Source organism: Diaphorobacter sp. B2A2W2 (genome assembly GCF_056730635.1).
Genome location: NZ_JBWZOR010000003.1, coordinates 60,506 through 81,121, shown reverse-complemented (window position 1 = coordinate 81,121; position 20,616 = coordinate 60,506). Strand labels below are relative to the sequence as shown.

21 protein-coding genes, 1 tRNA gene and 1 pseudogene are annotated in these 20,616 nt (G+C 66.0%); 10 read left to right on the top strand and 13 right to left on the bottom strand.

Annotated elements, in window-relative coordinates; all coding sequences use genetic code 11:
- Positions 1 to 53 precede the first annotated feature (53 nt).
- Positions 54 to 509 carry a carboxypeptidase regulatory-like domain-containing protein gene (locus AC1PPL_RS06490; protein WP_287741459.1) on the top strand — a complete coding sequence of 152 codons (456 nt, stop codon included), beginning with the start codon at positions 54 to 56 and terminating at the stop codon, positions 507 to 509.
- Between the two features lie 59 nt (positions 510 to 568).
- Here AC1PPL_RS06490 and AC1PPL_RS06485 read toward each other — a convergent pair whose 3' ends face one another.
- The 3 genes from AC1PPL_RS06485 to AC1PPL_RS06475 form a co-directional block, all read right to left on the bottom strand.
- A complete protein-coding gene (locus AC1PPL_RS06485; protein ID WP_371814840.1) occupies positions 569 to 1,915 on the bottom strand; it encodes a DUF445 domain-containing protein in 1,347 nt (448 codons plus the stop codon).
- Between the two features lie 82 nt (positions 1,916 to 1,997).
- Positions 1,998 to 3,134 (bottom strand): aminotransferase class V-fold PLP-dependent enzyme, encoded by a 1,137-nt coding sequence (locus tag AC1PPL_RS06480; RefSeq protein ID WP_012655458.1) that lies wholly within the window; start codon positions 3,132 to 3,134, stop codon positions 1,998 to 2,000.
- Between the two features lie 38 nt (positions 3,135 to 3,172).
- Positions 3,173 to 3,889 carry a YggS family pyridoxal phosphate-dependent enzyme gene (locus tag AC1PPL_RS06475; RefSeq protein WP_088887771.1) on the bottom strand — a complete coding sequence of 239 codons (717 nt, stop codon included), beginning with the start codon at positions 3,887 to 3,889 and terminating at the stop codon, positions 3,173 to 3,175.
- Between the two features lie 39 nt (positions 3,890 to 3,928).
- Between AC1PPL_RS06475 and AC1PPL_RS06470 the strand changes: the two genes are divergently transcribed.
- The 4 genes from AC1PPL_RS06470 (at position 3,929) to AC1PPL_RS06455 (ending at position 7,855) form a co-directional block, all read left to right on the top strand.
- Complete coding sequence (locus AC1PPL_RS06470; RefSeq protein ID WP_011803881.1) at positions 3,929 to 4,972, top strand: type IV pilus twitching motility protein PilT; 1,044 nt, start codon at positions 3,929 to 3,931, stop codon at positions 4,970 to 4,972.
- 76 nt (positions 4,973 to 5,048) lie between these two features.
- Positions 5,049 to 5,678 carry a Crp/Fnr family transcriptional regulator gene (locus tag AC1PPL_RS06465; RefSeq protein ID WP_047350275.1) on the top strand — a complete coding sequence of 210 codons (630 nt, stop codon included), beginning with the start codon at positions 5,049 to 5,051 and terminating at the stop codon, positions 5,676 to 5,678.
- 46 nt (positions 5,679 to 5,724) lie between these two features.
- On the top strand, positions 5,725 to 6,861 hold the full coding sequence (locus AC1PPL_RS06460) for a PilT/PilU family type 4a pilus ATPase (RefSeq protein ID WP_012655455.1): 1,137 nt from the start codon (positions 5,725 to 5,727) through the stop codon (positions 6,859 to 6,861).
- Between the two features lie 64 nt (positions 6,862 to 6,925).
- Positions 6,926 to 7,855, top strand: coding sequence for an NAD(P)-dependent oxidoreductase (locus AC1PPL_RS06455; protein WP_012655454.1), 930 nt, complete (start codon positions 6,926 to 6,928; stop codon positions 7,853 to 7,855).
- A gap of 97 nt (positions 7,856 to 7,952) precedes the next feature.
- Here the strand turns inward: AC1PPL_RS06455 and AC1PPL_RS06450 are convergent, their stop codons facing one another.
- From AC1PPL_RS06450 to AC1PPL_RS06440, 3 genes are read right to left on the bottom strand one after another with little or no spacing between them, the layout of a single operon-like run.
- Positions 7,953 to 8,627 (bottom strand): BON domain-containing protein, encoded by a 675-nt coding sequence (locus AC1PPL_RS06450; RefSeq protein ID WP_012655453.1) that lies wholly within the window; start codon positions 8,625 to 8,627, stop codon positions 7,953 to 7,955.
- Complete coding sequence (locus AC1PPL_RS06445) at positions 8,624 to 9,217, bottom strand: SIS domain-containing protein (protein WP_012655452.1); 594 nt, start codon at positions 9,215 to 9,217, stop codon at positions 8,624 to 8,626. Before AC1PPL_RS06445 ends, AC1PPL_RS06450 begins: the two co-directional genes overlap by 4 nt.
- 58 nt (positions 9,218 to 9,275) lie before the next feature.
- Positions 9,276 to 9,674, bottom strand: coding sequence for a YraN family protein (locus AC1PPL_RS06440; protein WP_011803875.1), 399 nt, complete (start codon positions 9,672 to 9,674; stop codon positions 9,276 to 9,278).
- Between AC1PPL_RS06440 and rsmI the strand changes: the two genes are divergently transcribed.
- Positions 9,674 to 10,612, top strand: coding sequence for a 16S rRNA (cytidine(1402)-2'-O)-methyltransferase (rsmI, locus tag AC1PPL_RS06435; protein WP_041838778.1), 939 nt, complete (start codon positions 9,674 to 9,676; stop codon positions 10,610 to 10,612). The two genes, AC1PPL_RS06440 and rsmI, sit on opposite strands and share 1 nt — an antisense overlap.
- Before the next feature lie 205 nt (positions 10,613 to 10,817).
- Here rsmI and AC1PPL_RS06430 read toward each other — a convergent pair whose 3' ends face one another.
- Together AC1PPL_RS06430 and AC1PPL_RS06425 are read right to left on the bottom strand one after the other, a co-directional pair.
- Positions 10,818 to 11,747, bottom strand: a complete 930-nt coding sequence (locus AC1PPL_RS06430) for a lysylphosphatidylglycerol synthase transmembrane domain-containing protein (RefSeq protein ID WP_479972918.1) — start codon at positions 11,745 to 11,747, stop codon at positions 10,818 to 10,820.
- Positions 11,744 to 12,775: a glycosyltransferase family 2 protein gene (locus AC1PPL_RS06425; RefSeq protein WP_479972917.1), complete on the bottom strand. Its 1,032-nt coding sequence runs from the start codon at positions 12,773 to 12,775 to the stop codon at positions 11,744 to 11,746. Before AC1PPL_RS06425 ends, AC1PPL_RS06430 begins: the two co-directional genes overlap by 4 nt.
- 103 nt (positions 12,776 to 12,878) lie before the next feature.
- On the opposite strand from AC1PPL_RS06425, the gene AC1PPL_RS06420 reads away from it, so the two are divergent.
- The 4 genes from AC1PPL_RS06420 to AC1PPL_RS06405 all read left to right on the top strand — a co-directional run bounded on the left by AC1PPL_RS06420 (position 12,879) and on the right by AC1PPL_RS06405 (position 17,548).
- A complete protein-coding gene (locus AC1PPL_RS06420; protein WP_479972916.1) occupies positions 12,879 to 14,396 on the top strand; it encodes a glycosyltransferase family 39 protein in 1,518 nt (505 codons plus the stop codon).
- A complete protein-coding gene (locus AC1PPL_RS06415) occupies positions 14,393 to 15,403 on the top strand; it encodes an NAD-dependent epimerase (protein WP_479972915.1) in 1,011 nt (336 codons plus the stop codon). The genes AC1PPL_RS06420 and AC1PPL_RS06415 overlap by 4 nt, the downstream gene beginning before the upstream one ends.
- Positions 15,400 to 16,740 (top strand): UDP-glucose dehydrogenase family protein, encoded by a 1,341-nt coding sequence (locus AC1PPL_RS06410; RefSeq protein ID WP_479972914.1) that lies wholly within the window; start codon positions 15,400 to 15,402, stop codon positions 16,738 to 16,740. The genes AC1PPL_RS06415 and AC1PPL_RS06410 overlap by 4 nt, the downstream gene beginning before the upstream one ends.
- 421 nt (positions 16,741 to 17,161) lie before the next feature.
- Positions 17,162 to 17,548, top strand: a complete 387-nt coding sequence (locus AC1PPL_RS06405) for a helix-turn-helix transcriptional regulator (RefSeq protein ID WP_479973080.1) — start codon at positions 17,162 to 17,164, stop codon at positions 17,546 to 17,548.
- Here the strand turns inward: AC1PPL_RS06405 and AC1PPL_RS06400 are convergent.
- The 5 genes and pseudogenes from AC1PPL_RS06400 to rplQ form a co-directional block, all read right to left on the bottom strand.
- Positions 17,438 to 17,734, bottom strand: a pseudogene (locus AC1PPL_RS06400) (rolling circle replication-associated protein); the annotation flags it as partial. The gene AC1PPL_RS06405 and the pseudogene AC1PPL_RS06400 sit on opposite strands and share 111 nt — an antisense overlap.
- 466 nt (positions 17,735 to 18,200) lie before the next feature.
- Complete coding sequence (locus tag AC1PPL_RS06395) at positions 18,201 to 18,767, bottom strand: recombinase family protein (protein ID WP_479972913.1); 567 nt, start codon at positions 18,765 to 18,767, stop codon at positions 18,201 to 18,203.
- 226 nt (positions 18,768 to 18,993) lie between these two features.
- Positions 18,994 to 19,983: a site-specific integrase gene (locus AC1PPL_RS06390; protein WP_479972912.1), complete on the bottom strand. Its 990-nt coding sequence runs from the start codon at positions 19,981 to 19,983 to the stop codon at positions 18,994 to 18,996.
- 121 nt (positions 19,984 to 20,104) lie between these two features.
- Positions 20,105 to 20,181, bottom strand: a tRNA-Met gene (locus tag AC1PPL_RS06385).
- Positions 20,182 to 20,205: 24 nt separating this feature from the next.
- Entirely contained in the window at positions 20,206 to 20,595 is a 390-nt protein-coding gene (rplQ, locus tag AC1PPL_RS06380; protein WP_011803868.1) for a 50S ribosomal protein L17, read from the bottom strand.
- Positions 20,596 to 20,616 lie beyond the last annotated feature (21 nt).

Genomic DNA, 20,616 nt, shown 5'->3' with positions numbered 1-20,616 from the left:
GCGCGCAACGAGGTGCCAGCATGGCGCTTTTACCCCTGACAAGGAGGTGCGCCATGCCCGTGTTGTCCCCGCTCCCGTTTCGACTTCCCCGCCGTCTGGCGCCGCTGGGTCTGTGTGCCCTGCTGGCCAGCGGCGCCAGCGCCGTGCAGGCGCAGGCCGACAGCGCGCCCCGCCCGGCCGTGCTGCCGCCCGTGCAGACGGCCGGCGCGCTGCACTACCAGTGCGGCGGCATCGGCACCGACGAATCCACCGCCATGCGCGCAGCCATGAAGGACTACCCCCTGTCGCTGCTGTTCGCGCGTGCCGATGGCGCCTACGAGGCCAACGTCGACGTGCGCATCACCCCGCAAGGCGGGGGCGACGCGATGCAACTGCGCGCCGGCGGCCCCGTGTGCCTGCTGCAACTGCCTGCGGGCAGCTACCGTGTGGAGGTACAGGGCGCCGGCCAGAACCACAGCCGCACCGTGCAGGTGGGCCGGGCGCCGCAAACGCTGGATTTTCGGTTCTAAGCAAAATCGGGGATTAGCGCTTATCCAGAAAGCGCTAGCAGCTACTAATTAGATAGCATTCACAGCCCAGCCACCGCCGCCCACAACGCGCCCGCATGCGAGACGGCGAACAGCAGCAGCCCGATGCAGCCGCCCACCACGGTGCCGTTGATGCGGATGTACTGCAGGTCGCTGCCGATGTGCAGTTCCACCAGCCGCGCCATCTCCTGCGCGTCCCAGCGCTGCACCGTGGCGCGGATGTGTTCGGCCACCGACTGCGCCACATCGGGCGCAAAGGTGGCGGCCCACAGTTCCAGGCGCACGTTCAGGCGCACGCGCAGCGCCGCATCACCCGCGAGCGACAGCCCCAGCCACTGCCCCATGTCGGCCACGCGCGCGGACAATGCCGAGTCTTCGTTCATCAGATCGTCGCGCAGCTTCTGGCGCAGGTCGCTCCACAGATCGCGCACATAGCGGCCCAGCACCTCGTCGTTCTGCAGGTAGCCGCGCACCTCGTCGCCGCGGCGCGCCCAATCGGGGTCGGTCTGCAGGCGGGCGATGAGGCGCTGCACGGCGCCGTCCAACGCCTCGCGCAGCTCGTGCTGCGGGTCCTCGGCCACCGCCTTGAGCAGGGTGTCCACGGCGTGCGTGATGGCCGAGGCGCCCTTGCCCGAGAGCCAGTCGGTGGGCAGCACCTTCTGCTTGAGCGGATGCTCACGCTTGATCCACTGCAGCAGCGTGTCGGCCACGAAGGCGCGCGTGTCCTCCGACCGCACCATGCCGCCCAGGCGCTCCAGCAGGTCGTCCAGCAGCGCCTGGTGCCGGCCCTGGTAGGTGAGCGCGCCCAGCGCCGACGCCATGGAGCGCGACAGGTCGATCTTGCCCACCAGCGTGCGCGCGGCCTGGCTCAGGAAGGCCTGGATCTTCGCGTCCTCCACCGTGTCCAACGCGGTCAGCGCCAGCCTGGCCACCTGCCTGCCCAGCAGGCGCGCGTTGGCCGGTGCCGTGAGCCACTGCGCCAGCATGTTGGCCGGATCGTGGCGACGGATCATGGTCACGAGCGAAGGCGCGTCCAGGAATTTGTCGCGCACGAACACCGCCAGGTTGCCGCCGATGCGGTCCTTGTTGCGCGCAATGATGTCGGTGTGGCGCTGCACCAGCGGCAGCGGGATGCGCCGAAACAGCGCCGACACCGCAAACCAGTCGGCCAGGGCGCCCACCATGGCGGCCTCCGCCACGGCGCGCACGCAGGCCACGCCCAGACTGGGTGGAAAGAAATAGGTCAGCGCAAAGACGACGACCACTGCCAGCAGCAGGCCGGTGGCCTGGCGCTTGGCCCGGGACAGCTGGGAGGCACGGCCCGCGAGCGCGGCCGGCTCGGCCGAAGCCGCGGCCTGCGCACCAGGCTCCAGGGGGGAAGCATGCATGCGGGAAAGCATAGCCGCGCACCGCGGCCCACGCCACTCCGCGGTTGTAGGAGATGGACGCTTTTGCGCCGCCGGCCAGCAGTCAGCGCGCCGGCGCGACCTGGTCCAGCGCCGCGGCCAGGTGGCCCACCGTGCGGTCCACGTTGTGCCACTTCTCCAGGCCGAACAGGCCCAGGCGGAAGGTCTGGAAGTCCGCACCCTCGCCGCATTGCAGCGGCACGCCCGAGGCGGTCTGCAGCCCCGCCTCGGCGAACTTCTTGCCGCTCTGGATGCCGGGGTCGGTGGTGTAGCTCACCACCACGCCCGGTGCCTCGTAGCCCGCAGCCGCCACGCTGGGAAAGCCCCGCGCCTGCAGCAGCGCGCGCACCTTGGCGCCGAGTGCGATCTGCTCGTCGCGCACCTTGGCAAAGCCGTAGTCGCGCGTTTCCAGCATCACGTCGCGCAGGCGCACCAGCGCATCGGTGGGCATGGTGGTGTGGTAGGCGTGCTGGCCCTTCTCGTAGCCCTCGGCGATCTGCATCCACTTCTTGAGGTCGCACGAGAAGCTGGAGCTCTGCGTCTGCTCGATCGCCTCGCGCGCGCGGGCCGACAGCATCACCATGGCGCAGCAGGGCGATCCGCTCCAGCCCTTTTGCGGCGCAGAGATCAGCACGTCCACACCGGTCTTTTCCATGTCCACCCACATGGCACCGGAGGCCACACAGTCCAGCACGAACAGCGCGCCCACCTCGTGCGCGGCGTCGCTCACGGTGCGCAGGTAATCGTCGGGCAGCAGGATGCCACTGGCCGTCTCCACATGCGGGGCGAACACCACCTTCGGCCGCTCGGCGCGGATGGCGGCGGCCACCTCGCTCGCCGGGCAGGGCACCCAGGGCGCCTGTGGACCGTCGCCCTGGCGGCGCGCCTGGCAGACCACGGCACCACCGCCCAGCCCGCCGGCGTCGAAGATCTGGCTCCAGCGGTAGCTGAACCAGCCGTTGCGCACGATGAGCACCTTCTCGCGGTTGGCGAACTGGCGTGCCACGGCCTCCATGCCGAAGGTGCCGCTGCCGGGCACGAGCACCGCCGTGTGCGCGCGGTAGACCTCCTTGAGCGTCGCCAGGATGTCCTGCATTACGCCCACGAAGCGGCGCGACATGTGGTTGAGCGCACGGTCGGTATAGACCACCGAGAATTCGAGCAGGCCATCGGGATCGACATCGGGCAGCAAACCGGGCATGAGGGAATCTCCGTCAAAACTAGATGACGGCCAGCTTATCAGGCCGGGTAGTGGCGCGCACCGAAGATGCCGCTGCCCACGCGCACCATGGTGCTGCCGGCGCGCACCGCAGCCTCCAGGTCGCCGGTCATGCCCAGCGACAGGGTATCGACCGCCTCGAACCCCGGGCCGCCCTGCGCGCGCAGGGTGTCGAACACCTGGCGCACGCGCAGCAGCACGGCCAGTTGCGCGGCCTCGTCGGGCGCCGGGTCGGGGATGCTCATGACGCCGCGCAGCGTGAGCCGCGGCAGCGCTGCCACCGCCTGGGCCAGCGCCAATGCCTCCTCGGCCGGCACACCGGCCTTGGTGGCGCCACCATCCACGTTCACCTGGATACAGACCTGCAGCGCGGGCAGGTTGTCGGGACGTTGGTCGGACAGACGCTGCGCCGTCTTGGGGCGGTCCACCGTGTGCACCCAGTCGAAGTGCTGGGCCACCAGGCGGGTCTTGTTGCTCTGCACCGGGCCGATGCAGTGCCACTCCAGCGGCTGCGGCAGCCCGAGCGCCGCCACCAGAGCCATCTTTTCCACGGCTTCCTGAATGTAGTTTTCGCCAAACCGCCGCTGGCCCGCCAACGCCGCGTCACGCACGGCCTCGGGGCCGAAGGTCTTGGAAACCGCCAGCAGCGCCACGGCATCGGGTGGCCTGCCGGCCGCCGCGCAGGCGCACGCGATGCGCTCCCGCACATTCTGGAGGTTGCTGGCAATCGTCGTCATAATGTTCGCCCAAGCGTATCAAACGATAAGAGGGAATCCGTGGACATCACCCAATTGCTCGCCTTCAGCGTGAAGAACAAGGCGTCCGACCTGCACCTTTCCGCCGGCCTGCCGCCCATGATCCGGGTCCACGGGGACGTACGCCGCATCAACGTCGATGCACTGGACCACAAGACCGTCCACGCCATGGTGTACGACATCATGAGCGACGCCCAGCGCAAGACCTACGAAGAGTTCCTGGAAGTGGACTTTTCCTTCGAGATCGACGGCCTGGCGCGCTTTCGCGTCAACGCGTTCAACCAGAACCGCGGCGCGGCTGCGGTGTTCCGTACCATTCCGAGCAAGATCCTGACATTGGAGCAGCTCAACGCGCCCAAGATCTTTGCCGACCTGGCGCTCAAGCCGCGCGGCCTGGTGCTGGTGACGGGCCCCACAGGTTCGGGCAAGTCCACCACCCTGGCGGCCATGGTCAACTACCTCAACGAAAGCGAGTACGGCCACATCCTCACGGTGGAAGATCCGATCGAGTTCGTGCACGAATCCAAGAAGTGCCTGATCAACCAGCGTGAAGTCGGCCCGATGACGCTGTCGTTCGCGGCCGCGCTGAAGTCCGCCCTGCGCGAAGACCCGGACGCCATCCTGGTGGGCGAAATGCGCGACCTGGAAACCATCCGCCTGGCCATGACCGCCGCGGAAACGGGCCACTTGGTGTTCGGCACGCTGCACACGTCGAGCGCCGCCAAGACCATCGACCGGATCATCGACGTCTTCCCCGCCGAGGAAAAGGAAATGGTGCGCGCGATGTTGTCGGAGTCGCTGCAGGCGGTGATCTCGCAGACGCTGTGCAAGACCAAGGACGGTTCTGGCCGCGTGGCGGCGCACGAGATCATGCTGGGCACGAGCGCCATCCGCAACCTGATCCGCGAGGCCAAGGTGGCGCAGATGTACTCCACCATCCAGACCAGCAACAGCGTCGGCATGCAGACGCTGGACCAGAACCTCTCCGACCTGGTGCGCCGCAACATCATCAGCCCGGCCGAGGCGCGCAGCAAGGCCAAGATTCCCGAGAACTTCCCCGGCTGACCCCCCTCCAAGGCGGGCCCGCACACTTTTTCACTACCAGGCTCGTTGGTACACGAGCCCGCATCGGAGCCCCATCATGAAAGGCATTCTCGGCCTGCTCAAGTCCAAAAACCGCAAGTCCGGCGAGGAGAGCACCGACTCGGTGTTCTTCACCACCGCATTTGCCGGCCAGGGCGTGGAGCAATCACAACTGGTCCCCTGGGAGGCGCGCGCCGTCGAAGTCGATGCCAAGCGCCTGCCTCAAAGCCGTGGCGGCAGGCTGCTGCAATCGCTGTGGAGCAAGGACAAGTACATGGCGCACCTGGACCACGACGCCGTGGAACGCATGGAGCGCTTCTTCGAGTTCGCCTCCGTTGCGCCCAACCGCGACCTGATCCGCCAGGACGAATACGGCAACTTCATGGTCGTGCTGCTCACCGGCACCATCGCCGTGGACCGTGTCCAGCCCTGGGGAGAGCAACTGCGCCTGGCCGAGACGCGGCCCGGCGATATCCTGGGCGAGATGTCGCTGCTGGACAGCGGCATCCGTTTTTCGGCGTGCACCACGCTCACGGAATGCGAGATCGCGGTGCTCAGCGCCGAGGCGCTGGATGAGATGATGGCCCACGACCCGCAACTGGCCGCCAGCCTGGTGGCCCTGCTGGCGCGCAAGCTGTCGCAGCGCCTGCGCGTGGTGAGCGCGCGTCTGAGTGAAAATCAACGCTGAACAGCCCGGCACAACAACACAAGGCTGACGACCAAGGGGGTATGGGATGGAACGGGATCAGGCGAGTAAATTCATCAACGATCTGCTCAAACTGATGGTCAGCCGCGGGGGGAGCGACCTTTTCATCACGGCGGAGTTTCCGCCGGCGATCAAGGTCGACGGCAAGGTCACCAAGGTCTCTCCCCAGCCTCTGACGCCCAACCACACGCTCACGCTGGCGCGCGCCATCATGAGCGACAAGCAGGTGGCCGACTTCGAGCGCACCAAGGAGTGCAACTTTGCCATCTCGCCTGCGGGCGTGGGCCGGTTCCGCGTGAACGCCTTCGTGCAGCAGGGCCGCGTGGGCATGGTGCTGCGGACGATTCCGCTCACGCTGCCCACCATCGACGGCCTGGGCGTTCCGCAGGTGCTCAAGGAAGTCACCATGACCAAGCGCGGACTGTGCATCCTGGTCGGCGCGACGGGCTCGGGCAAGTCCACCACGCTGGCCGCCATGCTGGACTGGCGCAACGAGAACTCCTTCGGCCACATCATCACGGTGGAAGACCCGGTGGAATTCGTGCATCCGCACAAGAACTGCGTGATCACGCAGCGCGAGGTGGGCCTGGACACCGACAGCTGGGAGGCGGCCCTCAAGAACACCCTGCGCCAGGCGCCGGACGTGATCCTGATGGGCGAAATCCGCGACCGCGAGACCATGGAGCACGCCGTGGCGTTTGCCGAAACCGGCCACCTGTGCCTGGCCACGCTGCACGCCAACAGCGCCAACCAGGCGCTGGACCGGATCATCAACTTCTTCCCCGAGGAGCGGCGCGCCCAGTTGCTGATGGACCTGTCGCTGAACCTCAAGGCACTGATCTCGCAGCGCCTGATTCCCAAACAGGACGGCAAGGGGCGCGCGGCCGCCGTCGAGGTGATGCTGAACACGCCGCTGATCGCCGACCTCATCTTCAAGGGCGAGGTGGCCGAGATCAAGGAAATCATGAAGAAGAGCCGCAACCTGGGCATGCAGACCTTCGACCAGGCACTGTTCGACCTGTTCGAGGCCAACGTGATCAGCTATGAGGATGCCCTGCGCAACGCCGACTCGGTGAACGACCTGCGCCTGCAGATCAAGCTCAGCAGCCAGCGTGCCAAGACGACGGACCTGGCCTCGGGCACCGAGCATTTCGCCATCGTCTGATACCCACACACTCGCCCCCCCCGGCCCGCCCCTGCGGGCCTCTCTTTTTGACGGAGCCCAACCCATGAGCAGCAGCATCAATCCCCGCACCTACGATCCGGTCCCCGCACGCCGCGTGGCCTTCCTGGGCTTGGGCGTCATGGGCTACCCGATGGCGGGGCATTTGGCATCGGCGGGCCATACCGTGACGGTGTACAACCGTACCGCTACGAAATCAGAAGCATGGTGCGCTGAATTCAAGGGCGTTGCAACCGTAAAACATGCCAAGACGCCGCGCGAGGCCGCACAAGGCGCGGACATCGTGTTTTGCTGCGTGGGCAATGACGACGACCTGCGCTCCGTGGTGCTCGGGGCCGATGGCGCGTTCGCCGGCATGCAGCAGGGTGCGGTCTTCGTGGACCACACCACGGCATCCGCGGCGGTGGCGCGCGAACTCTATGGCGCCGCCCGCACGCTGGGCCTGCAGTTCATCGACGCGCCGGTCTCCGGCGGGCAGGCCGGCGCGCAAAACGGGCAACTGACCGTGATGTGCGGCGGCGACGCTGCAGCCTTCGATGCCGTACGCCCCACGGCGATGGCCTTCTCGCGCGCGTTCACCCGCATTGGCGACAGCGGCGCCGGCCAACTGGCCAAGATGGTCAACCAGATCTGCATTGCCGGCCTGGTGCAGGGTCTGTCCGAGGCGATCGCCTTCGGCCAGCACGCGGGCCTGGACATGCCGCTGGTGCTCGACGTGATCGGCAAGGGCGCTGCCCAGAGCTGGCAGATGGACAACCGCGGCAAGACCATGGTGGAGGGCCGTTTTGACTTCGGCTTTGCCGTGGACTGGATGCGCAAGGACCTGGGCCTGGTGCTCGACGAAGCCAAGCGCAACGGTGCGCGCCTGCCGGTCACGGCGCTGGTGGACCAGTTCTATGCCGACGTGCAGCGCGCCGGCGGCAACCGCTGGGACACGTCCAGCCTGATCACCCGCCTGGCGCCCAAAAAAGACTGAGGCCCCAGGCGCACTGCCCGCGCAGGGCGGGCAGTGGTTCAATCACCTGTCACAAGGCGCGGATGGTGCCGACTTGTTCGGCGCGAGCAGCCCGTGCTCAGGGCTTGACTGGCTGCGCCGCCGCGGCGGGGTCCTGCGAGACGGGCGCGGGCTGCTGCGCCGCGCCACCGCGGATCAGTTCCTCTTCGGAGATCACCTCGAACACGCGCACGACCTTGCGTACGCCATCCACGCCGCGCGCGATCTCCGCGGAGCGCTTGGCTTCGCGCTGCGTGACACGGCCCATCAGGTACACCACGTCGCGCTCGGTGACGACCTTGAACGCATTGGCAGACAGGTCCTTGGCGTCCACGAGGCTCGCGCGCACCTTGGTCGAGATGAAGGCGTCGCGCGAGCGCTGCGTCAGCGAGGACGCGGGCATCACGCCCAGGTCGTTGACCACCGAGCGCACGTTGTCCACGCCTTGCGCGATCTGCTCCACCTTCTGGCCGTCGGCGGCCGTGGGCACTTCGCCCGTCAGCAGCACCTGGCGGTTGTAGCTGGTCACGTTCACGTGCACGCGGTCGCCCAGGGTTTCACGGATGCGGCTGGCGGTGCGCATCTCGATGCCTTCGTCCTCCACCTGGGTGCCGGTGGTGCGCCGGTCGGTCGCCATCAGGGTGCCGACCACGGCACCGCCGCCGATGACCAGCGGCGCGCAGCCGGCGAGGCTGCCGGCCAGGGCCGCGGCCGCGAGCGCGGCGCTAGAAATTCGCAGCAGGGGAAATGTCATAGAGGAATCTCCTGTTCTCCAAGTAACTGAGCGTCCACGCCGTCGCACAGGCAGTGCAGCACCAGCGCATGCACCTCGCGTACACGGGCGGCTCGGTCGTGCGGCACGCAGATCTGGACATCGGTCTCGTGCAGCAGCGCGCCCAACGCCCCACCGTCGCGGCCACACAGGGCGACCACGGTCATGTCCCGCTCATGAGCGGCCTGCACGGCCTGCAGCAGGGCTGGCTCGTTGCCGCCGATGGTGATGACCAGCAGCAGATCTCCTGCCTGCCCCAGGGCACGCACCTGGCGCGCCAGCACGGCGCTGTCCGCTACGGCGCTGGTGCCGGTGGCCAGGGCATCGGGCACCAGGGCCAGCGCCGCCAGTTCGGGCCGATCGCGTTCGAAACCGGCCACGCAAAAGGCCGCGAACTGCAGGGCCTGCGCGGACGAAGGGCCGCTACCGCAGGCCAGCACCTTGGCGCCGTTGGTCACACAGGCCCAGATGGCCTGCACGGCTGCGCTGATGGGATGGCTGAGCGCCTGGGCCGACTGGTATTTCAGGTCGGCGCTGTCGATGAAATGCTGTTGGATGCGTTGCTCAAGCATGGGCCGTGAATGATACCTGCGGGTATCGCGGCGCCTGTAGCAAACGGTAGGCCGCGCGCTACGCGGCGTCGAATGCGCCGCGCAGCCACTGCAGCCGGTCGCCCTCGATGAGCACCGCATCGAAGCGGCACGGCGGCGGTGCGGGCCAGCGCAGCAGGTAGTGCTGCGCAGCAAAGACGATGCGCCGCTGCTTGGCCACGCCGATGCTGCCGCCCGCGCCGCCGTAGGCGCTGGCGCCGCGGCTGCGCACCTCCACGAACACCAGCGTGCCGTCGCGCTCGCGCAAGATCAGGTCGATCTCTCCGCCGCCGCGCCCCGGCGTCCGATAATTGCGCTCCACCAGCGCCAGGCCCGCCGCCGTGAGATGGGCCAGCGCGCGGTCTTCCCCCGCCTGCCCCGCGGCGCGCGTGGTGCGCGCGGGCGCACTGCCATTCACCTTCTTGCCGAGGAATCCCATTGAGCGCCTCTTTTGCCTCTGCCTTGAGCGCCGCGCGCGATGCGGCGGCCGCGCAGCATTATCCGCAGGGCGCCCTGTACGTGGTCGCCACGCCCATCGGCAACCTGGCCGACATCACACTGCGTGCGCTGCACGTGCTGCAACTGGCCGACACGCTGGCGTGCGAGGACACGCGCCACACCCAGTCGCTGCTGCGCGCCTACGGCATCGACAAGCCCTCCGACCGCCTGCTGGCGCTGCACCAGCACAACGAGGCGCAGGCCGCGCAGATGGTGGTGCAGCAACTGCAGGCCGGCCAGCGCGTGGCATACGTGAGCGACGCCGGCACGCCCGGGGTGAGTGATCCCGGCGCGCGCCTGGTGGCGGCCGTGCAGGCCGCGGGGCTGCGCTGCATTCCCTTGCCAGGGGCCAGCAGCGTGACGAGCGCGCTGAGCGTCGCGGGCGCGGTGGCCCCCACCGCCGACAGCGGCGGCTTCCTGTTCGCGGGCTTTCTTCCGCCCAAGGGCGCCGAACGCGCGGCCGCGGTGCAGCGCCTGGCGGCCGAGCCGCGCTGCGTGGTACTGCTGGAGGCGCCGCACCGCATCGCCGCGCTGGCCGACACGCTGGCGGACCTGGGCGAGCGGCCGGTGACGCTCGCACGCGAACTCACCAAACAGTTCGAGGAAGTCTCCACGCATCCCGCGCGGGAGCTGGCCGCCTGGCTGGCGGGCGCTCCCCAGCGGGTCAAGGGCGAGTTCGTGGTGCTGCTGCACCCGTTGGCGGCCACGCAGGGCGACGGCGCGGAGGCCGAGCGCGTGCTGCGCCTGCTGCTGGACGAGCTGCCGACCAAGACCGCTGTGAAACTGGCGGCCGACATCGCGCACGCCTCGCGCAACACGCTGTACGAGCGCGCGCTGCAGATCAAGCGGGACGCAGAGGCCGCGGGCGAACACGGCTGAATCGCGCCGGCGCCCCGGTGCCGGCAGCGCCAGCGCCCCATCCGACCGGCATGCACGGGCACGGCGCCGCTGCATGGTCGGCGCGGGCACGCCCTTCATTTCAAGCCCAATTGACCTCCAGCGCTTATCCATCAAGCGCAAGGTGCTATCAATTTGATAAAAGTACACCAATGATGGCCAGGCCATCGCGGGCCAGCGCCCGGGCCTACCGCCCCGCGCTGCGCGGCAGGCCGAACGCCAGCGCCCCCAGCGCGCCCTGCGCCAGGCCGTAGACGCCATAGACCACGCCCACGCCCACGGCGGCGGACGCGGCCACGCCGAAGGGGGCCAGCGCGGCCACGGCGGCCGCCTCGCGCGTGCCCCAGCCGCCCACGCTCACCGGCAGCGCCGCCATCAGGAACACGGGCGCGATCGCCCAGGCCCACACGCTGGCCGGCAGCGCCACACCCAGTGCCAGCCCGCCCCCCGCCAGCGCCGCGGCCGACAGCAGTTGCACCGCCGCCGATGCCCCGGCCTGCCAGACCAGTTGACGCGGGAAGTCGGGGCGCGTTGCGGCTTCACGCAGCGGCGCGAGCCAGCCGCCCGCAAACCGGCGGCTGCGCAGCAGCGCAGGCAGGCACCACGGCAGCGCCAGCCACAGCAGCGTGCCCACAAACATCAGCGCGATGAAAAGTCCCCTTGGCAACCGCAGCCAGGGCGCCAGCACGTCGGCACAGGTGGCAGCGCCCAGGCCGCCGATGGCGCACAGCATCCACAGGCCACTCAGCCGGTCCAGCACCACCGACCAACTGGAGGCCGCCGTGTCCTGACCGGTACCACGCAGTACCACGGCGCGGTACACGTCGCCCCCCACCACGGCCCCCGGCAGCAGCGCATTCAGGCCGATGGCCTGGAAGTACCAGCGGCAGGCATCGTGCGCGCTCGCGTTGGCGCCCAGCCACCGCGCCAATGCCCGCCAGCGCAGCGCCGAGACGAGGTTGGAAGCGATGCCCGCCAGCAGCCCCGCCAGCAGCCACACTGGCTGGGCCTGGCGCAGTTGGCCCCACACGCGGGACGGATCGGCCAGCGCCACCACCGCGCCCAGCAGGGCCAGGCCCACCAGGCCGCGCAGCAGGGCCTTGAACGGACGTTTCACGCTATCTTATTAGTAGCTGCTTGCGCTTGCTGGTCGAGCGCCGCAGGCATATTTACTCTTGAATCCGGCACATATTCCTGCGCATGGAACTGCGGTGCCCCGCCGGCCTCGTGGTAGATGCGCATCAGCAGCTCGCCGATCAGGCCCGCCACCACCATCTGCACGCCCATCAGCACCAGCATGACGCCGGCAAGCAGCAGCGGCCGGCCGCCGATGTCCTCGCCCAGCACTTTCTGCAGCAGCAGCCAGGCCAGGATCAGCACGCCCGGCGCAGCCAGCCACAGCCCCAGCCCGCCAAAGGCATGCAGCGGGCGCTGGCGGTAGCGCATGAAGAACACGATGAGGATCAGGTCCAGGATGACGCGGAAGGTGCGGTCGATGCCGTACTTGGACACGCCGCGCGTGCGCGCATGGTGGCGCACCGGCACTTCAGTGATGCGCGCGCCCGCCTCCTTGGCCAGCGACGGGATGAAGCGGTGCAGCTCACCGTAGAGGCGGATACGGTCGATGATGGGCCGGCGGTAGGCCTTGAGCGCGCAGCCGTAGTCGTGCAGGTGCACGCCCGTGGCGCTGGAGATCAGCCGGTTGGCGATGCGCGAGGGCAGCTTGCGCGACAGCTCCGCGTCCTGCCGGTCCTTGCGCCAGCCGCTGACCATGTCTACGCCGGGGTCGGTCTCCAGGCGCTCCAGCAGCAGCGGAATGTCGCCGGGTTCGTTCTGCAGGTCGGCATCCAGCGTCACCACATAGCGGCCGCGCACGCGATCGAAACCCGCCTGCAGGGCGCTCGACTGGCCGTAGTTGCGTGCCAGGAACACCGGGCGCAACCAGGGGCGCGTGGCCGCCAGTTCACGCAGCGTGTCGGCGCTGCCGTCGCGCGAGCCGTCGTCCACCGCCAGCAGTTCGAAGCTGAGCGGCTGTGCGGACATCGCCTGCGCGATGCGCTCCACGAGGTCGGGCAGGTTCTCGACCTCGTTGTAGATCGGCACCACGATGGAGACGTCGGGCGCTGGAGTAGGGGCGGTGTTCATCAAGGAAACAGTTGTAGCGGGATAATGGCTGCGATTGTGCCTCGCGCGCCCCGCGCGTTCGCGCCCGCCGGACGCACACAGTGCGCTACTTTCCCCTTGCCCCATGACCGCCTCCACCGCGCCCCGCGCGCTTTCGTCCCGCCTTCCCTGGACCCACCCGCTGTTCTGGTTCGCGGCCATCTCGCTGGCGCACGTGGCCATGCGCCTGCTTGCGTCGCCCGCGCTGAAGTGGGATGAGGCCGAGCAGATTCTGTGGACCCAGGAGCTGGCACTGGGCTACGGCCCGCAGCCGCCGCTGTACACCTGGCTGCAATGGGCGATGAACCAGGTGTTCGGCCCCAGCGTGCTGGCGCTGTCGCTGCTCAAGCATGGGCTGCTGGCACTAACGTATTCGCTCATGTACCTGGCCGGACGGGAACTGCTGGACGAGCGGGGGGCCTTCTGGGCGTCGGCCAGCATGGTGCTGATGCCCGCGCTGGGCTGGTATTCGGTCCGCGACCAGACCCATACCATCCTGGTCACGGCGATGGCCTGTGGCGCGTGGTGGCTGCTGCTGCGCATCGTGCAGCGCCCCCGGCCGCTGGACTTTGCCTTGCTGGGGCTGGTGTGCGGCTTCGGCATGCTGGGCAAGTACAGCTTCGCGCTGGTGGCGGGCGCCATGCTGCTGGCGGCACTGTCTGTACCCGAGGCGCGCCGCGCGCTGCTGTCGCGCGGCTGGTGGTGGGCACCCCTGGTGGGCCTGCTGGTCGTGCTGCCGCATGCGGCATGGCTGCTGTCACACCTCACCGAGGCGACGTCCGGCACCATTAGCAAGATGAACATCCAGCCTGAAAACGGGCTGGTCAAGGGCCTGCTGAGGCTGCTGGAGGGCGTGGTCCCCAGCACGCTGCTGTTGTGGGCGCTGTTCGCGTTGTGGGCTTTCCGTTCGGCCTGGTGGCAGCGGCCGCTGGCGCCGGTGTCGCCGCCGATGCACCGCGTGTTCGTGCGCTACCTAGGCCTGGTGTTGCTGGCGCTAGCCGGCATGGTGGTGTTTGCAGGCGTGAGCAACTTCAAGGGCCGCTGGATACTTCCACTACTGTGTATGGCACCCCTGGCCGCCTTCTCTGCGCGGCCCGAATTGCAACACCATCCGCGTGCACGGCGCTACACGATCGCCGTGGCCACGATGGCCGTCATCCTGCTGGTCGCTGCCGGCATACGCCCCTGGTTCAGCGGGCTGCGCGGCGAGGTGGATGAGCTGAACCACCCGTCCATCGAACTGGCGGACGCCCTGCGCGCCGCGGGCTATGACGGCACCAGCCCCATCGTCGCGTCCGACCATATGCTGGCCGGCATGCTGCGGGTGCGCTTTCCCGACGCGTTGGTGGACGCCTGTGCGCCGGGCGAAGACGAGATCCCGACCTGTGTCGCCGACCATTTGCGCCGCAGCGTGCAGCGGGGGCAAGGCCTGCTGTTGATTTCACGCACCGACTACGTTCCGTCGAGCTGGTGGGATCAGGCCCAGGCCCGCATCGCGCCGCGTGCGCTGCAGTCCATCCACCTGCCCTTCCACATGGTGCGCGCGGGCACACCCCAGGCCCATTACGAATACATCTGGAGCCCACGCGGCACACAACCATGAGCGTCACCCTGGTCACCGGCTGCGCCGGCTTCATCGGCATGCATTGCGCGCAGCGGCTGCTGGAGCGCGGCGAACGGGTGGTGGGCATCGATAACCTCAATGCCTACTATGACGTCGGCCTGAAGCACGCGCGCCTGGGCCGCTTGCACGGTCAGGGCGAATTCACTTTCGAGCAGATCGATGTCGCCGACCGCGACGCCATGCATGCGCTGTTTGCGCGGGTGCGTCCCCATCGGGTGTTGCATCTGGCGGCGCAGGCCGGCGTGCGCTACTCCATCGACCAACCCGACGATTACACCGACTCCAATCTGCTGGGCTTCGGCAACATCCTGCAGGGCTGCCGCGCACAGCAGGTGGAGCACCTGGTGTTTGCCAGCAGCTCCAGCGTGTACGGAGGCAACGCGAAGTTGCCGTTCTCCGAGCGCGACGCGGTGGACCATCCCGTCAGCTACTACGCGGCGACCAAGAAGGCCAATGAGGTCATGGCGCATGCCTACGCGCACCTGTACGGCATTCCGACCACGGGCCTGCGGTTTTTCACGGTGTATGGGCCATGGGGGCGGCCCGACATGGCGCTCTTCAAGTTCACCCGCGCCATGCTTGCGGGCGAGACGATCGACGTCTACGGCGAAGGTCAGTTGGTGCGTGACTTCACCTACATCGACGACATCGTCGAGGGCGTATTACGCGTACTCGACAAGCCCGCCACACCCGACGCCGCATTCGATCCACTGTCGCCGTCGCCCGGCTCGGGCCTCGCGCCCTACCGTATCTTCAATATCGGCAACAGCGCTCCTACGCTGCTCATGGACTACATCCATGCGCTGGAGGAGGCGTTGGGGATTGTCGCCCTCAAGCGCATGCTTCCACTACAACCCGGCGACATGCACAGCACGGCGGCCGACATGTCGGCGCTGGCTTCCTGGGTCGGCTTTGCCCCCCATACGCCCGTGCGGGACGGCGTGGCGCGCTTCGTCCACTGGTACAAGGACTTCTACCCATCATGAAAGTTACGGTTTTTGGCACTGGCTATGTCGGCCTGGTGCAGGGTGCAGTGCTGGCCGACGTCGGCCACGATGTGATCTGCGTGGACGTCGATGCCGCCAAGGTGGCTGCGCTGCAGGCGGGCCACATTCCCATCCACGAGCCGGGGCTGGAGCCCCTGGTGCGGGCCAACCAGGCGGCAGGCCGGCTGCGCTTCACTACTGACGCCGCTCAGGGCGTGGCCCATGGGGAGCTGATCTTTCTGGCCGTCGGCACCCCGCCCGATGAGGACGGCAGCGCTGATCTGCAGCATGTGTTGGCCGTCGCGCGCACCATCGCGACGCACATGACCGAGCCGAAGACCATCGTCAATAAATCCACCGTCCCCGTGGGCACGGCCGACAAGGTCGCCGATACCGTACGCAAGGTGCTGGAGACGCGGGGCGTGGCCTTGGCATTCGAGGTGGTGTCCAACCCCGAATTCCTCAAGGAAGGTGCTGCCGTCGCCGATTGCAAGCGGCCCGATCGTATCGTCATCGGTACACGCGCACCCCAGGCCGAGCGCCAATTGCGCGAGCTGTATGCGCCTTTCAATCGCAACCACGACCGCATCGTGATGATGGATGTGCGCAGCGCCGAACTGACGAAGTACGCCGCCAACGCCATGCTGGCCACCAAGATCAGCTTCATCAATGAAATGGCCAACCTGGCCGAGCAACTGGGTGCGGACATCGAAGACGTGCGCCGCGGGCTCGGAAGTGACCCGCGCATTGGCTACCACTTCATCTATCCCGGCGTGGGTTACGGCGGGAGCTGCTTTCCCAAGGACGTCAAGGCCCTCATCCACACGGCCCAGTCCATTGGCTTCACCCCCGATCTGCTGCTGGCGGTCGAAAGCCGCAATGACGCGCAGCGGCAGTTGCTGGCGCGGCGCATCATTGCGCACTACGGCGGCAACCTGCGCGGCAAGACCATCGCGGTCTGGGGGCTGGCCTTCAAGCCGGAAACCGATGACATGCGCGAAGCGCCCAGCCGTTACCTCCTGCAGAGCCTGTGGGCGGCAGGCGCCCAGGTGCGCGCCCACGACCCGGCCGCCATGGACGAGGCCCGGCGCATTTTCGGAGAGCGTGACGACCTGGTGCTGTGCGGCAGTCCCACCGAGGCATTGGAAGGAGCGGACGCGTTGGCCATCGTGACGGAATGGAAAATCTTCCGCGTGCCCGACTTTGCGCAGATGGCCCATGCGCTCCACGACCGTATGGTCTTTGACGGACGCAACCTCTATGACCCCGAGACCATTGCGCGCTTCGGCCTGGGGTACGTATCAATAGGACGCGCGCCAGTCGTCGGCATGTCCTGAAACACAACCACGTGGGGGCACTAAGACAACAGAGGGCCGTTTCCGTCCGCCCTCGGGTCCCGCGCGCCGCAGATTCAAGAAGCGGAGCAGCCTGAACAAAAACAAAAGGCCCACCGAAGTGGGCCTTTTTTTTGACTGCCAGAATTTGGTTGCGCGAGAAGGATTTGAACCTCCGACCTTTGGGTTATGAGCCCAAATCACTCCCCTCGCAAACAAACCAAAACATCAATCAAATCAACGGCTTACACTACCCTGCCCAACCTGATTTTACCCCGATATGCCGAACTAACTGCAGCAAAATTGCAGCACGATCTGCCCACAAGGGTAGCCGCTGGAAGAGACAAGTAAATTTGTTTCTCAAAAAAGCGCGTTTGTGCCTATACAAAATGCAGTCGCCTTGGCTGCGTTATTTCCACAAACGATGCAGCAACTTCTTGTGTCTCCAACAGAGCTCTCCAGGCTCCTGGGCCTAGCCCCTCAAACCATCTACAACCGCCTGTCTATCGGCGGTGACCTCCCTGCAGTAATACGCATAGGTCGCCTTCCTCGCTTCGCCATCGCGGACGTTCATGCTTGGCTGGATACAAAGCGGGCTGCCGCGACGCGCAAGCACCAGCTTGCCTTCTTCGTCCAGTCCGCCATAGCCAAACATCCTGGCCGACTCTGGCAAGTTGTCTTTGCTCTCACTCTTGCGCATGTACTTGAGCCACGCGGTCACTTTGCGACAGGCCTCTATCAATGTGCTTCCATGAGGCCACCAGCGCGCCAAATCGTCATGTTCCAGCCGATAACCGCGCGGCAGCCATAGGACAAGATGGTAGTGAAGGACGGAGGCGCGCTCCAATACCCAGATATAGCCCAACGAATGGCCCTGGCGCTTGAGCTTGGCACGCAGACAGTCGTTGAATCGCGTGATGTGCTTTTTCTCGAATTCGTCGCTTTCCGCGTAGGTGAGCGTAAGACACACGGCATAGAGCCACTTCGTCTTGCCCATTCTTCGCATCGCTTTTCCAATTTCTTTCATTTTTTTGGCTGCTATGCGCTTGCGCTTTTTGCGCTGCGTCGCACTTGTTCCGATCTTATTGACAAGCTCAGCTGGTTCATGGGGGGCCTTCAGTTCATGGACGGGGCGTTCGTCAATGAGAGGGCGGTGCTTGCGTTGCATTCAGTGCTCCAAGGAGCACTCGCTGCCGCGGGTCCAGTCTTACTGGTGATCGCCAGTTCCAAATTAATCTCTAGTCGCTGTATGCCTATAGGTCCAGCTCACGCCGGCTCAAAATCAGTTGCCCTGTCCTTGCTATTCCTCGTGCTGGCGGCCGTCAGAAACGACCTGCTTGCGAGTGCAGTGAGGGAATACGTCCACTTCCCGTGGAAGGGACGCGTTGAGGGGTCCGGCGGGAGCCAGACAGAAATCCATTGGCTTCCTGGCTGACCAGGAAAAGGGGGCGCTCAGGCAGCGCCTACGCCGCCTGTGGGCTGCGCTCCCACAGGTTGTAAAGCGTGGAACGCGAAACCCGGAACTGGCGGCAGATCTCGGTGACGCTCATGCTCTTGTCGTTCATGAGCGCAATAGCCGCCTTGATCTGCGAGGCGCTGAGAAGGGGCTTGCGCCCGCCCTGCCGTCCCCGTGCGCGTGCTGCGGCGATACCGGCGAACGTGCGCTCGCGCAGTAGCTCGCGCTCGAACTGTGCCAGCGCAGCAAAGAGGTGAAATACCAGCTTGCCGGAGGGCCCCTGCGTGTTGATCATTTCCGTGAGGGACTGGAAGGACACACCGCGTTCTTCCAGTTCCGACACGATGCGCACCAGGTCTCGCAGATTGCGTCCCAGCCGGTCCAGGCGCCAGACAACGAGCGTGTCGCCGGGTCGCAAGGCCTTGAGGCATTGCGTCAACTCCGGCCTATCGATTGTTCTGCCGCTGGCCTTGTCTTCGTAGACCTGCGCTACGTTTGCGCGCGCCAGTGCATCACGTTGCAGATCCAAGTTCTGCTCGTGCGTGCTGACCCGCGCGTACCCAATGTGTGCCATATCGAGACTCCTTTGTTGGACGTTGATAGTTGAATGGCTTGTTGCACATTTCGTATAGCGCGCGGAGGGCAAAAAGCGATCGCGCGAAGAGTGTCCAGAAATCCTAGGTTTTTTGGACTGTCCGGGTCCATTGATACAAAGAGGACAATTCACGAGCCAACGAATGGCTCATGCGGCGTACTATGGTACGCAGCCCCTCTATCGAGGAGGCTTCCCGGCAGGGGACTCACGCTGTGCGCACGAGCGCGACGAGTTCCTGTTCATTGGGGTTGTAGTACCGCATTGCCATTTGAATCGTCTTCCACCCCATGAGCTTCGCCAGGGTAGTCGCTGGCATACGCGGCGCGAAACGCGACGCTGCTTCGTGTCGAAGGTCATGAAAGTGCAGGTCTTCGATCTCTGCTCTTGCGCATGCCCGCACAAAGGCGGCACCCAGACCATTTGAATCATGGAACGAGAAAACTTTTCCATCGATGTTGCGCGGCAGCGCTCGTAGAGCAGCCTCGGCGGCCACCGACAACGGTACCATGCGCCTGCTACCGTTCTTGGTCAACTCCAGTCGCACAACCTTCGCAGCAAAGTCCACTTGCGTCCACGTAAGTCCGGCAATCTCACCACGCCGCATTCCCGTTTCAATTGCCAGCACCACCGAGCATTCGAGGCCGACGCTCTTGCTCGCCCTGCAAGCGACCAGCAGCCTTGCCTCCTCGTCAGCAGTCGGGCGCCGCTCCCGATGCTGGCCCGGAGCAGGTTTGCGCACATGCTGAACCCAGTTTTCGACCGGAATTGACCAATCTTTTCGTGCCGTGTTCAGTACGGCAGAGAGCAACAGCAACTCTTCACGTACTGTTTTGCCCGCCGCGTTTTCATCAAGGCGCTCATCACGGTACATGGAGAAATCCGCCGCGCAAAGCGATGCAAGACGCCGTAGCGCAAGTGGATGCGCCATCAAACGCCTTAGTCGGGATTCTTCAGGGCCACATCCCCGCTTCGTCGGCGTGACCTCATCCATGTACCGCATCAGTAGCTCGAGGAGCTCCATTCTCTGCAGATCGGAGCAGTCGATGAACAGTCCACGCCTCATCTCGGACTCAACGGTCATCGACCAGTCCGCTGCATCCCGCTTGCACTCAAACGTGCGCGTCTGGGTCGGGAAGCCGACTCTGCGAACAATGGCCTGCCACTGGAAGGGGCCACGCTTAGTGATTGATGCCATACCTTGCTACTCCAAGAAAGTTGAGACAAGGCGTATAGGCACAACTGCAGCAAAACTGCAGCAAAAACCCCCGCTAAAACGAAAAAAGGGTTACGACAACGTCGTAACCCTTTGATTTGATTGGTTGCGCGAGAAGGATTTGAACCTCCGACCTTTGGGTTATGAGCCCAACGAGCTACCAGACTGCTCCATCGCGCGGTAGACAGAAATTATAACCTATATTTAAGCTTCCGTGGAAGAAACTTCAGGCGTCTCAGCACGATCCACCAGTTCGACGTACGCCATAGGCGCGTTGTCGCCCACCCGGAAGCCCATCTTCAGAATGCGGGTGTAGCCGCCGGGGCGCGTCTTGAAACGCGGACCCAAATCGTTGAACAGCTTCGTCACGCTGTCACGATCACGCAGGCGATTGAAAGCCAGGCGGCGATTCGCAACGGAATCTTCCTTGGCCAGGGTGATCATGGGTTCGATCACGCGGCGCAGTTCCTTGGCCTTGGGCAATGTGGTCTTGATGGCCTCATGCTCGATGAGCGAGTTCATCATGTTCTGCAGCATCGCGAGGCGGTGCGAGCTGGTGCGATTGAGTTTACGGAGACCGTGTCCGTGGCGCATGGTGCTTTCCTTTGATGTAAT